This window comes from Dolichospermum circinale AWQC131C (genome assembly GCF_000426905.1).
GTDB classification, from domain to species: domain Bacteria; phylum Cyanobacteriota; class Cyanobacteriia; order Cyanobacteriales; family Nostocaceae; genus Dolichospermum; species Dolichospermum circinale.
The window spans coordinates 31,224-42,706 of the sequence record NZ_KE384651.1 but is presented as its reverse complement, the minus strand read 5'-3'; the positions used below and the strand labels follow the sequence as shown (position 1 = coordinate 42,706).

The window sequence follows — 11,483 nt, the reverse complement described above, 5'->3', positions numbered from 1 at the left end:
TTAATTTTTAGGTCTTGACAAAGAATTTTAAATATGTTATCCTTGTCTTGATAAGGAAGAACTGTCTTAAATTATTTAAGACAACGTAGGATTTTAAATCATTGACATCATCATAAAATCTCCATCTTTATCCTACATCCTTTAATCCTGGATAGCCTGATATGGCTAACGCCACGCTTCCCTATCAGAGAATATAGCAGTTAACCATTTTCAAGAGTAACCCGCCTGTATTCACGCTTACAGGCGAGATAGCATGAATAGGACAAAAATCTGGAAATTAGGTTTTATCCAGCTTTAAAACAGCCATAAAAGCCTCCTGGGGTACGTCAACTGTACCGACAGCCTTCATCCGTTTTTTACCTTTGGCTTGCTTTTGTAACAGTTTCTTTTTCCGACTGATGTCCCCACCATAGCATTTAGCGAGGACATCCTTCCGCATGGCCGGGATATGTTCACTAGCAATGACTTTAGCACCAATGGAAGCTTGAATGGGGACTTTGAATTGATGACGGGGAATGAGTTCTTTGAGTTTTTCCGCCATTGCTCTCCCGACATTATAAGCTTTATCTCGGTGGACAATCATGGCTAGGGAATCTACTGGATCACCGTTAATCATGATATCCAGTTTGACTAAGGGATTTTCCCGATAACCAATCAGATGATATTCCATACTGGCGTAACCGCGAGAACGGGATTTCATTTGATCAAAAAAGTCGGTGACAACTTCTGCTAAAGGTAATTCATAGGTGAGTGTAGTCCGTCCTTGGGTGAGATATTTCATATCTTTGAAAATTCCTCGACGGTTCTGTGACAACTCCATTAAAGAACCGACGTAGATTTCTGGAGTAATCATTTCTACTTGGACGTAGGGTTCTTCAATTCTCTCCCGTTCATTGGGGCTGGGTAAACGACTAGGATTATCAATGTATAACTCCTCACCTTTATTGGTAACGACTTTGTACACCACTGAAGGCGCGGTAATGATTAAATCTAGATTATACTCCCGTTCTAGGCGTTCCTGGACGATTTCCATGTGTAGTAATCCCAAAAACCCGCACCGGAAACCAAAACCCATGGCGCTAGAGGTTTCTGGTTCATACTGTAACGCAGCATCATTAAGTTCTAGTTTTTCTAAAGCTTCTCTTAGGTCTTCAAACTGATCTGCGTCTATGGGAAACATACCACAAAATACCATGGGGTTAGCTTCTGCATAACCGGGTAGTGCCTCTGTGGCTTTGTTCTTACATAGGGTAATAGTATCTCCTACTCTAGCATCAGCTACAGCTTTAATTGCCGCGCCTAAATAACCCACTTCACCAGCATGAAGCTCTTCTACTTGCTTTTGAGTCGGTGCCAGAATACCTAACTCATCAATGACATATTCTTTACCTGATGCCATTAAGTAAATGCGATCGCCTTTTTTGACAGTTCCATCCATAACCCGGAAGTAAACAATTACACCCCGGTAGCTATCGTAGTAACTATCAAAAATTAACGCCCGGAGACTTTCATTAATAGTATTAGCTGGTGGGGGAACTCGTTCGACAATTGCTTCTAATATTTCAGGAATACCAATTCCTTCCTTAGCAGAGGCTAAAATCGCCCCACTACAGTCTAAACCAATAATTTCTTCAATTTCCCCAATTACTCGCTCTGGTTCAGCCCCTGGTAAATCAATTTTATTTAAAACCGGTATAATTTCTAGATTACTATCTAGGGCTAAATAGACATTGGCTAAGGTTTGTGCTTCTACACCTTGGGACGCATCCACAACCAGTAATGCCCCTTCACAAGCAACTAGAGAACGGGACACTTCATAGGAAAAGTCCACATGACCAGGAGTGTCAATTAAATTGAGAACATACTGCTGACCATCTTTAGCAGTATAATTCATCCGGGCAGCTTGCAGCTTAATTGTAATGCCGCGCTCCCGTTCCAAATCCATGTTATCCAGAAACTGCTCTTTCATCTGTCTATCTTCTACAGTACCAGTGGCCTGTAGTAAACGATCAGCGAGAGTTGATTTTCCGTGGTCAATGTGAGCAATAATACAAAAATTGCGAATGCGATCTGCGGGAACGTCAGTCATATACCATTTTTGCCCTCAAGCAAACCAAAGTGAAACTATTTACTTCATGTATTTTAACTCAAGTTGCTAGTTATCTAGTCGAGACTGGTAATAGGTAATGGGTAATTGGTGATAAAATCCCTGTTTTCAGGCTGTTTATCCTTTAATCTTTAATTTTGGACATCTTAATTCTGACACCGCGCCTAACTAGCAACTTACGTTATTATGTTAAATCTATTTATAGCTCCTAGTGATGCTGACTCGGCAGACTACAATTAAATAGGCACAGATTATAAATATCATAACTGATTGATCACGGTTTCAAGAAAAAAAATTCACAGTATTTAAGCCCATGAATATGCAAGAACAGCCTAAAAATACAGATACCGGACGCGCTGATAAAAAAGAAATCGCGCTCCATTTAGATCCTGAATTAATAGAACAAATTCAACATCTCACTAATGATCCCAGTAAAGTGATTGAGGTAGCTATCCGTCAGTGGCTAAGAGGTGATTTTAACAGAGATGATGAGTTAACACGTACCCCTGTCCGCACACCTATTCCCCCTCGCGGTGAATGGAATGATTAGAACTGCTAGGTACTTAGTAGGGAATGATCTGAAATGTCAAATTTAATGTCTTGAATGTTAGAAAAGTCAAAAATCCACCATTCAAAAACGTAAGTGTCAAAGTTTATGGAAAAATGCAAGTAGTTGTACTATCAGCATAATAGAAAGTAGTTTTTTACCCTTTGTCTATCCAACTCGATTAATGACTATTATTGCCAATACCCAATTTTCAAACTTACAGCGTTTTCCGCACTGATGAGGTTCAAAATTGAATCATGAAACTCTTGTGGTGCGGGCATCTTGCCCGCTAGATATGTACCTTATAACACCGGCAAGTGCTGTAATTGCGCCAAATTTGGAATTTACACCTCTAAGTACAGATGGTTTATTCCTAACTCTGGGAGCGGAGTTGGTTTACACAGAAGCTAGTTCTGGTCGGTATCTAAATTCTCATTGAGATCACGGCGAATACTGGGGTTGTGATACTCAGAGAATATTTGATTTCCTGAATGAGAATCATAGCTTTACTCTGGTAGATAGAATTGTTTATCTAGAACATTTACACCAGATTTTCAGCAGTTCTGTACCAGAAAGGGTGAAATGTGGGTTAAATGCAATATTGAATTATTCGAGTTGGAATTGACAATTACGCATAATGAGAATTATCTAACGCCACAGCTTAATTGCTGAAATTATTTGCTGTCAATGGAGTTAATTTCTTGTAAAGTTTGCCACCCAGCGTACCATTGGGAGTTATCTTGTAATAATTTAGCATTTAACCAAAAGCGGACTTGAGGATCACAGGCTGCTACCATTTCCGCATATACCCACTTACCCTGATTTTTGCGGTTAACAACCTGAAAATGTCTCCAACCATCAACTTTCTGTTGTGCGGTCCATTTAGAACCAACTAAGTAAGGAAATTTTTGTCTTTTCGTCATTGGTCAGTTGTTAGTAGTCAGTTGTTAAGTTTTATATCAGATATTTGCCATATTTCCTAATTTAATAAATATTTACTAATCCGGGTTTAATTCTGATTCAGAGGGAAGTAACCCTTGCCAATATCTCTTCACTTGCAATTTTCTTCAGCTTTCAGATCCCCTAATTAACCTGATTTTAACATCCTCCTTTTATCGCCAACTTATTGCTGACCATAGGTTTTTCCTGGCATACACCGGAAATTTATCGAATATGATCAATTGAGATCAGAATCAGTAAAAACTATGGAATCAATCAATTTTTAGATAGGATCTTTTTTTTGTCTTTTGAAACTATTTTTATAAAAAAACTAAATAAAAATCGTAATTTTGATATTTTTACAGTTTTTAGGGTCATTAAGTAGAATTTATATTCAAAAATATTAAATTTTAATCATTAAACGCCCTATATCGAGATTTTTTAAATTACAACCCCCTTTGCATTCTGGAGAATTTGCACAATAATGGCACTTACATACCTCACACATTCCTGAATATGGATGCGGGTAAATGTTTGAGTTCAGAGTTTGTCAAAAAACTATAAGAGAGGCACAAAAGTGAAACTAGCAGTTTACGGAAAAGGTGGAATCGGCAAATCTACAACTAGTTGTAATATTTCTGTAGCCCTAGCTAAACGCGGTAAAAAAGTGCTACAAATTGGCTGTGATCCTAAACATGACAGCACCTTTACCTTGACAGGGTTTTTGATTCCCACCATTATTGACACCCTGCAAGAAAAAGATTATCACTACGAAGATGTCTGGCCTGAGGATGTAATTTATAAAGGTTATGGTGGTGTTGATTGCGTTGAAGCAGGTGGTCCTCCAGCCGGCGCTGGTTGTGGTGGCTATGTAGTTGGGGAAACAGTCAAATTATTAAAAGAACTTAATGCCTTTGATGAGTACGATGTAATTTTATTTGACGTACTTGGTGACGTTGTTTGTGGTGGCTTTGCAGCACCTTTAAATTATGCAGATTACTGTTTAATTGTTACAGATAATGGCTTTGATGCCTTATTTGCTGCTAACCGGATTGCTGCGTCGGTACGGGAAAAAGCCCGCACTCATCCATTACGTTTAGCCGGGTTAATTGGTAATCGGACTTCTAAGCGTGATTTAATTGAGAAATATATAGAAGCCGTACCCATGCCTGTTTTAGAGGTATTGCCTTTAATTGAAGATATTCGGGTTTCCCGTGTTAAAGGTAAAACTCTGTTTGAAATGGCCGAGTCAGATCCTTCTCTTGCTTACGTTTGCGATTATTACCTGAATATAGCTGATCAAATTCTCGCCCAACCAGAAGGTGTTGTTCCTAACGACTCTCCTGACCGTGAACTGTTTTCTCTATTATCGGATTTTTATCTAAATCCTGTAAAAACACAAGCCATAAATCCTGAAGAGGAACTAGACTTGATGATTGTCTAAAACATTTTACCTCTCAGAATGGGCGTATGGCTTTTTTTGATAGTTTTACAGATTCACTCAAGCAAAAGTGGTTGCAATTCTTTCAAGCAAATCGTGAATGGATTACTCTACTAATGACTGTTGAATCAGTTTACACCCCTGATGGCGGTCAACGACCGTCTTCTTATCTCATTCTGGGGGTGATCAATACTTTAGAACCGAAATTAGCCCAGCTAATGCTTCCCTTTGGTAAACTCAATCCAGATGTGGATAGTTTGATTGAAGTTCTGGGTTTGAATTTTGACTCAGATATTGTCCTTGGTAATCGTCTTAGTCCCAGTTTAGAACAAGAGATATATTCCCGTCACCCAGCGGTGGTCATGGAACATATCTCTGAACCGGAAATTGCTCAGGAGTCAGAAGCAATATCCAGTGGAAAAACCATGGATAATTTCGGTAATGTCTCCCTTCCTCCTGGTTCTAATTCGACGGGTACAAGCGATAACCGTGAATTTAATGCCCCCGCTTCAGTTAATAGCAATGTTTTGAATGGGATAAATTTATCTGTAGATAATTCCTTTGATGAACTCAGTACATCAGCAAAAAATCGGTTTGATGATGTAGTATCGGACATCTGGGGTGATAAAAAATCCTTGCAGCAGGGTGAAGAAAATAACAATTTGTTAATAGAAGAATTGCCATCTGAGGTATTTAATGAATCAGAAATGGCTCGTCTTTTTCCTGACAATTAATTATTGAAAGCGGGTGATAAAAGTCAAAAGTCAAAGTTTATTATTTAATAAATATAATAAATTTAATAAATTTTGGCTTCTGCCTTTTGACTTAATTTTTCATCCTCAATTATCTGTTTGACAATCTGAAAAAATGAAAAGGAGAATATTAAAATGACCGTTGCTCAACAGCCAGAAGCTTTGAATTTTGAATGTGAAACTGGAAATTATCACACCTTTTGTCCGATTAGTTGTGTGGCTTGGTTATATCAAAAAATTGAAGATAGTTTCTTTTTAGTTATTGGTACAAAAACCTGCGGTTACTTCCTGCAAAATGCTATGGGGGTGATGATTTTTGCTGAACCTCGCTATGCTATGGCTGAATTAGAAGAAGGGGATATTTCCGCACAATTGAATGATTATGAAGAATTAAAACGATTATGTCAGCAAATTAAACGCGATCGCAATCCTAGTGTAATTGTCTGGATTGGTACTTGCACTACGGAAATTATTAAAACCGATTTGGAAGGTTTAGCACCTAAATTAGAAGCAGAAATTGGTATTCCTATTGTTGTCGCTCGTGCTAACGGCCTCGACTACGCATTTACCCAAGGAGAGGACACTGTGTTAGCCGCTATGGCTCATCGTTGTCCTGAAAAGTCTCCCATATCGGAAACTGAAAAAGGCGAGCGTAACGCCATTCAGAAGCTGATGAATTTCGGTAAGAAAAAAGAAGATGTAGCCCAAGATGAATCTGAGTACGTAAATCATCCGCCATTGGTACTTTTTGGCTCTTTACCTGATCCAGTAGTTACACAATTAACCTTAGAACTGAAAAAACAAGGTATCAAAGTTTCTGGTTGGCTCCCCGCAAAAAGATTTACAGAATTACCAGTGATTGAAGAAGGGTATTATGTCGCTGGTGTCAATCCTTTCCTCAGTCGGACGGCAACAACTTTAATGCGTCGTCGCAAGTGTAAACTCATAGGGGCACCATTCCCCATTGGTCCTGACGGAACACGGGCATGGGTAGAAAAAATCTGCTCTGTGTTTGGAATTACACCCCAGGGTTTAGATGCAAGAGAAGCGCAAATGTGGGAAAATTTAGAAGAATACGTGCAATTAATTCGCGGTAAATCTGTATTTTTCATGGGTGATAATTTATTAGAAATTTCCCTAGCTCGGTTCTTGGTTCGTTGTGGAATGACTGTTCAAGAAATCGGGATTCCTTACATGGATAAACGCTATCAAGCTGCGGAATTAGCTTTGTTAGAAAAGACCTGTCAGGAAATGGGTTCACCTTTACCAACTATTGTTGAAAAGCCAGATAATTACAATCAAGTGCAACGAATTTATGAGTTAAAACCAGATTTGGTAATTACTGGTATGGCTCATGCTAATCCTCTGGAAGCACGAGGTATTAATACTAAGTGGTCTGTGGAGTTTACCTTTGCTCAAATTCACGGTTTTGGTAATGCGCGTGATGTTTTGGAGTTGGTAACTCGTCCTTTAAGAAGGAATAATAATTTGAAGGATTTGGGTTGGGATAAGTTGGTAAGAGAAGAAGCGAAGATTTAGGTTTTTTCAGAAATATTCAGGACGGGCTTTTGAGTTCGTCCTTTTTTTAGGAAATAACGAACCGCAGAGGCACAGAGGACACAGAGGAAGAGAAGATGAATGTTATAATTTTGGTAAGTTGTTTTTTAAGTGCAGTGGTTAGGGGTTGATTATGAATAAAACTATATCTTTTCAAGAGGTAATTGAATATGTGGAAAATCTTTCTCAAGAAGATCAGGATTTTTTAGTAGAATTAATTAAGAAAAGGAAGATTGAAAAACGTCGTTTAGAAATCGCTAAGAATGCAGAGCAAACTTTAGCCGCTTTGTCAGCAGGTACGGCTAAAAAAGGTACTGTGGCAGATTTATTAGCTGATATCATGGAAGAAGAATGAAAACATTAGTTTGGGATAGTAGTTTTAAAAGAGCCTTGAAGCGAATTATTAGGAAAAATCCCCAATTGCAGGAGAGAATTTCTGAAGTATTAGAATTACTAGCATCTGATTATCTCAATCCTGTTTTAAAGTCTCATAAATTAAGTGGTCAGTTAGATGGTTTATGGGCTTGTTCTGTAGCGTATGATTGTCGAATTATCTATACATTAAAACAAGATTCAGATACACAAGAAGAAATGATTGTGGTAATTGATATCGGTAGTCATGATGAGGTTTATTAAAAGTATTCGTAGTATCTGTAGGGTGCGTTAGCAAAGCCGTAACGCACCATTAATCAAGTTTACGGTGTTTTTTTCAGGCTATTTAACTTCATGAAATAATTACAATACATTAGTTTTAAAATTATGACTTTAATCAGCAAATTCAATTATCAACCCAAAAAGAAAGCTAATTTAATCGCACCAATAAATATTAAGCCATCAGATATATCAATAGTTATACCTGTAAGGGATAATCAAAAAGGAATTGATTTATTTTTGTATAATTTTTTTAAGTACCACGATTTAGAACTTTATCCTAGAGAGATTATTATTATTGATAATCTCTCGAAAAAGGGAATTACTATCAATAAACAATTTCAAGCTAAGGGTATTGAAATTATTTTATTGAAATGCTCAAAAATGGGACCTGCGTCCGCAAGAAATTTAGGTATTCAACATTCCAAAGGTGATTGGGTTCTATTTACAGATAGCGACTGTATCCCTTCAAAATCATGGATTTTAGGATATATTAATTCAATGAATGGCTGTATTGGATATGCAGGCAATGTTAAATCATGGGGAAATGATTTTTTATCAAAATATTATGAAACACAAGAAATTTTAGTGCCTTTAAAAGTAATTGAACAGCAAGGATATGCAAGACCAGAGTATTTAATTACTGCTAATTCAATGGTTTGGAAACCAGCTATTGAAAAAATAGGCTACTTTAATGAAAATATTAATATTGCTGCTGGGGAAGATATAGATTTAGGATGGAGATTGTTAGAAATTGGCAATCTTGATTATGCGTTTAATTCTGTTATTTATCATAATTTTGATGATGGTGTTATTGGCTTTTGTCGAAGATTTATTAGATATGGAAAAGGTAATAAAATTATCAGCAAAATCTATGAAGTTGACTTAAAACCTAAAGTTTTTCAACCTAATAAATTGAGTTTTATAAATCAATTTTTGTCTAAATTACAGTATATTTGTATGTTATGGGGATACATAAGCTAAATGTAAAACTTGAGGATGTTTTAAAAGTCAGATGTAGGTTGGGTTGACAAAACCCAACAATAAATTATATATCTGTGTTGGGTTGCGCTGTCGCTTAACCCAACCTACAATTTTGCAAAAGATATAACAAAGAGCGATCGCATCTGGTAAACTAATAATATCTAAAAAAACATGGAGAAGAATTAGCAATTAATACAAGTGTAAGTAAGATACATTTTATAGAGAGAGCTATTAAAGCACAGCGTCCCATTTTTCTAATAGCGTCTGGAAATTATGAAGATTATGAAAGAGAAAATTATGATAATTTATCTGAGTTAGTTATATTCAAAAATGAAAAAATTTACATTATTATAAGTTGTTTTATTCCTTACGGTTGTGAAATTGATCACAGTTATGAACAAAACTATATAGTATATGGAGGTAATTCTAAAATATTCATTGAACCTTACGTTATTATTAATAATAAACCAGGATTTAAGGAATTTAAAAAAAGTTATTTGACAGTAGGATTTACTAACTGTGAAAAATCTTCATTTGCTCAAATTTTGTTAAACTTAGGAGGTTTTCAATTAATTTAGATTATTTAACTAATTAAATGAGTGGAATAGAGAAGCAACTAACTCTAGACACTAGACATATTGCCAAGCATCTCCCAGACACACCACAAATGCAAAGATTATTGCAGCGAGAAGGGTTTGCTCATGTCTTTAACGATGAAGCAACAATGCTCAGGGTAGCACAAGCCATAATAGAAAATGGCGAGTTCACAGGTATCATTCGTAATCATCAACGATATGGACTCTATTTTGCCAGCGCAATTGGCTATAGAATAGATATTAATGGCAGTCAAATTCCTCTGCATTATGGTGAAATAAAAGTCACTGGAGATAGATATCATGTCATTCCCCGCACCCGACCTAGCCAATAACTGGCAGTTTACAGAAATATGGGTTGACCCTACCTCTGTACCTCCCTATGTTTTGATGTTGCTTGGTGACGATAAAAATAATTATTGTATTTTAGATCCTACGGAAAAATACAAAATAGTTTTTGCTTGTTCCAGTTATGAAGAAGCAAAACTTTGGCTACTTGAGGATGAATATGAGCGTGTGGAAGGTCGAGTTTTAGCAGAACAGGTAGCTTAATTTATTTGGGGGTATATATGAACCATCAACTCTATGAACAAGATTTTAATCTGTGGCGAGAAACTCTTATTACACAAATCAAAGAAAAACATTTTCATGATATTGATTGGGAACATTTACTATTAGAACTGGATGATATGGGTAAATCGGAAAAACGGTCTTTTTTGAGTAATTTAACAATTTTAATTGCTCACTTACTTAAATTAACTGTTCAAGCTGATGCTCCTGAAATGATCAAAGGAAGTTGGTACAGTTCTGTTACTGAACATCGCTTTAGAATTAAAAAAGATTTACAAGAAAATCCTTCTTTTAAAAATTATCTGCATGAGGTAATTTTGGTAGCTTATGCTGATGCTAGAAAACTGGCAATTAAGGAAAGTAAAAATGCTAAGTTAGGAGTGAGAAAACCAGATGAATCAGAATATCCTCTTGATTTACCTTTTACTTTAGAACAGTTATTAGATGAAGATTTTTATGGAGATATAGTTGAATAGTTGGTTGGTTTGGGGAACAGTTTTAACCAGGTAATTCTAAAGGTTGAGAAGGAATAATAAACATTATCAGAGTAATTAAAAATTATGCTCAGTGGAATTAAACAAAAGGCTATTGTCGGTAAAGATGGCAAAATCGAACTATCTACCACTGAATTACCAGCAGGGACAGTTGTAGAAGTTATTATCCTAGTTGAATCACCTATTGAAGAAGATGAAACTACCTATCTTCTCAAATCAGAAGCTAACAAACAACATCTACTCAAAGCTATGGAAAATGTAGACAAAGGCAACCTAATTTATGTTGATTTAGATGAATATGAAAAAAGTAGCATTTGAACCAGAAGCTTTTGAACAATTGGGTGAGTGGGGAAAGGAAGATAAAAAAGTCTTTAAAAAAATCTTGGAATTAATTAAAGATATCCAAAGAGAACCATTTTCTGGGATAGGTAAACCAGAACCACTAAAATATGAATTGCAAGGTTACTGGTCAAGACGAATTACAGATGAACATAGATTAGTTTACAAGATAGAAGAAGATTTATTGATGATTCTGTCTTGTAAATATCATTATGATTGATAAAAGATGATTACTGAAATAATGAAAGGAAGTTGGTACAGTTCTATTACTGAACATCGCTTTAGAATTAAAAAAGATTTACAAGAAAATCCTTCTTTTAAAAATTATCTGCATGAGGTAATTTTTATCGCTTATGCTGATGCTAGAAAGCTGGCAATTAAAGAAAGTAAAAATGCTAAGTTAGGAGTGAGAAAACCAGATGAATCAGAATATCCTCTTGATTTACCTTTTACTTTACAACAGTTATTAGATGAGGATTTTTATGGAGATATGTTATAATATGTTATAA

The 11,483-nt window shown here is 36.1% G+C and carries 15 protein-coding genes; 13 read left to right on the top strand and 2 right to left on the bottom strand.

The genetic code is table 11. The annotated features are described in order from the left end of the window. Nucleotides 1-277: 277 nt before the first annotated feature. On the bottom strand, nt 278-2,089 hold the full coding sequence (lepA, locus tag ACIR131C_RS0119495) for a translation elongation factor 4 (protein WP_028091519.1): 1,812 nt from the start codon (nt 2,087-2,089) through the stop codon (nt 278-280). Nucleotides 2,090-2,420: 331 nt separating this feature from the next. On the opposite strand from lepA, the gene ACIR131C_RS0119490 reads away from it, so the two are divergent. After that, complete coding sequence (locus ACIR131C_RS0119490; RefSeq protein WP_028091518.1) at nt 2,421-2,657, top strand: hypothetical protein; 237 nt, start codon at nt 2,421-2,423, stop codon at nt 2,655-2,657. 671 nt (nt 2,658-3,328) lie between these two features. Here the strand turns inward: ACIR131C_RS0119490 and ACIR131C_RS0119485 are convergent. Continuing rightward, nucleotides 3,329-3,577 (bottom strand): TIGR02450 family Trp-rich protein, encoded by a 249-nt coding sequence (locus ACIR131C_RS0119485; protein WP_028082968.1) that lies wholly within the window; start codon nt 3,575-3,577, stop codon nt 3,329-3,331. A 593-nt stretch (nt 3,578-4,170) separates the two neighbouring features. Here ACIR131C_RS0119485 and bchL point away from each other — a divergent pair. The 12 genes from bchL to ACIR131C_RS23530 all read left to right on the top strand — a co-directional run bounded on the left by bchL (nt 4,171) and on the right by ACIR131C_RS23530 (nt 11,473). Continuing rightward, entirely contained in the window at nt 4,171-5,037 is an 867-nt protein-coding gene (gene bchL, locus ACIR131C_RS0119480) for a ferredoxin:protochlorophyllide reductase (ATP-dependent) iron-sulfur ATP-binding protein (RefSeq protein WP_028082967.1), read from the top strand. Nucleotides 5,038-5,063: 26 nt separating this feature from the next. Further along, nucleotides 5,064-5,768, top strand: coding sequence for a DUF5331 domain-containing protein (locus tag ACIR131C_RS0119475; protein ID WP_028091517.1), 705 nt, complete (start codon nt 5,064-5,066; stop codon nt 5,766-5,768). Nucleotides 5,769-5,921: 153 nt separating this feature from the next. Then, the gene (locus ACIR131C_RS0119470; RefSeq protein ID WP_028091516.1) at nt 5,922-7,325 is read left to right on the top strand and encodes a ferredoxin:protochlorophyllide reductase (ATP-dependent) subunit N; all 1,404 of its coding nucleotides are present in this window, start codon (nt 5,922-5,924) and stop codon (nt 7,323-7,325) included. 151 nt (nt 7,326-7,476) lie between these two features. Next, nucleotides 7,477-7,698 carry a hypothetical protein gene (locus ACIR131C_RS0119465; RefSeq protein ID WP_028091515.1) on the top strand — a complete coding sequence of 74 codons (222 nt, stop codon included), beginning with the start codon at nt 7,477-7,479 and terminating at the stop codon, nt 7,696-7,698. Then, nucleotides 7,695-7,979: a type II toxin-antitoxin system RelE/ParE family toxin gene (locus tag ACIR131C_RS0119460; protein ID WP_028091514.1), complete on the top strand. Its 285-nt coding sequence runs from the start codon at nt 7,695-7,697 to the stop codon at nt 7,977-7,979. Before ACIR131C_RS0119465 ends, ACIR131C_RS0119460 begins: the two co-directional genes overlap by 4 nt. 123 nt (nt 7,980-8,102) lie before the next feature. Continuing rightward, a complete protein-coding gene (locus ACIR131C_RS0119455) occupies nt 8,103-8,978 on the top strand; it encodes a glycosyltransferase family 2 protein (RefSeq protein WP_028091513.1) in 876 nt (291 codons plus the stop codon). Between the two features lie 595 nt (nt 8,979-9,573). Continuing rightward, complete coding sequence (locus ACIR131C_RS0119450; protein ID WP_028091512.1) at nt 9,574-9,906, top strand: DUF6972 family protein; 333 nt, start codon at nt 9,574-9,576, stop codon at nt 9,904-9,906. Further along, entirely contained in the window at nt 9,875-10,123 is a 249-nt protein-coding gene (locus ACIR131C_RS0119445; protein ID WP_028091511.1) for a hypothetical protein, read from the top strand. The genes ACIR131C_RS0119450 and ACIR131C_RS0119445 overlap by 32 nt, the downstream gene beginning before the upstream one ends. A gap of 17 nt (nt 10,124-10,140) precedes the next feature. Then, entirely contained in the window at nt 10,141-10,617 is a 477-nt protein-coding gene (locus ACIR131C_RS0119440; protein WP_028091510.1) for a DUF29 domain-containing protein, read from the top strand. A gap of 84 nt (nt 10,618-10,701) precedes the next feature. Further along, nucleotides 10,702-10,953, top strand: a complete 252-nt coding sequence (locus tag ACIR131C_RS0119435) for a type II toxin-antitoxin system Phd/YefM family antitoxin (RefSeq protein WP_028091509.1) — start codon at nt 10,702-10,704, stop codon at nt 10,951-10,953. Beyond that, nucleotides 10,934-11,194, top strand: a complete 261-nt coding sequence (locus tag ACIR131C_RS0119430) for a Txe/YoeB family addiction module toxin (RefSeq protein ID WP_028091508.1) — start codon at nt 10,934-10,936, stop codon at nt 11,192-11,194. The genes ACIR131C_RS0119435 and ACIR131C_RS0119430 overlap by 20 nt, the downstream gene beginning before the upstream one ends. A gap of 6 nt (nt 11,195-11,200) precedes the next feature. Beyond that, nucleotides 11,201-11,473: a DUF29 domain-containing protein gene (locus tag ACIR131C_RS23530; RefSeq protein ID WP_231395507.1), complete on the top strand. Its 273-nt coding sequence runs from the start codon at nt 11,201-11,203 to the stop codon at nt 11,471-11,473. Nucleotides 11,474-11,483 lie beyond the last annotated feature (10 nt).

Coding starts and splice junctions, on each gene's coding strand:
- lepA (WP_028091519.1), bottom strand. CDS start 2,089: ATGACTGACGTTCCCGCAGATCGCATTCGCAATTTTTGTATTATTGCT.
- ACIR131C_RS0119490 (WP_028091518.1), top strand. CDS start 2,421: ATGAATATGCAAGAACAGCCTAAAAATACAGATACCGGACGCGCTGAT.
- ACIR131C_RS0119485 (WP_028082968.1), bottom strand. CDS start 3,577: ATGACGAAAAGACAAAAATTTCCTTACTTAGTTGGTTCTAAATGGACC.
- ACIR131C_RS0119475 (WP_028091517.1), top strand. CDS start 5,064: ATGGCTTTTTTTGATAGTTTTACAGATTCACTCAAGCAAAAGTGGTTG.
- ACIR131C_RS0119470 (WP_028091516.1), top strand. CDS start 5,922: ATGACCGTTGCTCAACAGCCAGAAGCTTTGAATTTTGAATGTGAAACT.
- ACIR131C_RS0119465 (WP_028091515.1), top strand. CDS start 7,477: ATGAATAAAACTATATCTTTTCAAGAGGTAATTGAATATGTGGAAAAT.
- ACIR131C_RS0119460 (WP_028091514.1), top strand. CDS start 7,695: ATGAAAACATTAGTTTGGGATAGTAGTTTTAAAAGAGCCTTGAAGCGA.
- ACIR131C_RS0119455 (WP_028091513.1), top strand. CDS start 8,103: ATGACTTTAATCAGCAAATTCAATTATCAACCCAAAAAGAAAGCTAAT.
- ACIR131C_RS0119450 (WP_028091512.1), top strand. CDS start 9,574: ATGAGTGGAATAGAGAAGCAACTAACTCTAGACACTAGACATATTGCC.
- ACIR131C_RS0119445 (WP_028091511.1), top strand. CDS start 9,875: ATGTCATTCCCCGCACCCGACCTAGCCAATAACTGGCAGTTTACAGAA.
- ACIR131C_RS0119440 (WP_028091510.1), top strand. CDS start 10,141: ATGAACCATCAACTCTATGAACAAGATTTTAATCTGTGGCGAGAAACT.
- ACIR131C_RS0119435 (WP_028091509.1), top strand. CDS start 10,702: ATGCTCAGTGGAATTAAACAAAAGGCTATTGTCGGTAAAGATGGCAAA.
- ACIR131C_RS0119430 (WP_028091508.1), top strand. CDS start 10,934: ATGAAAAAAGTAGCATTTGAACCAGAAGCTTTTGAACAATTGGGTGAG.
- ACIR131C_RS23530 (WP_231395507.1), top strand. CDS start 11,201: ATGATTACTGAAATAATGAAAGGAAGTTGGTACAGTTCTATTACTGAA.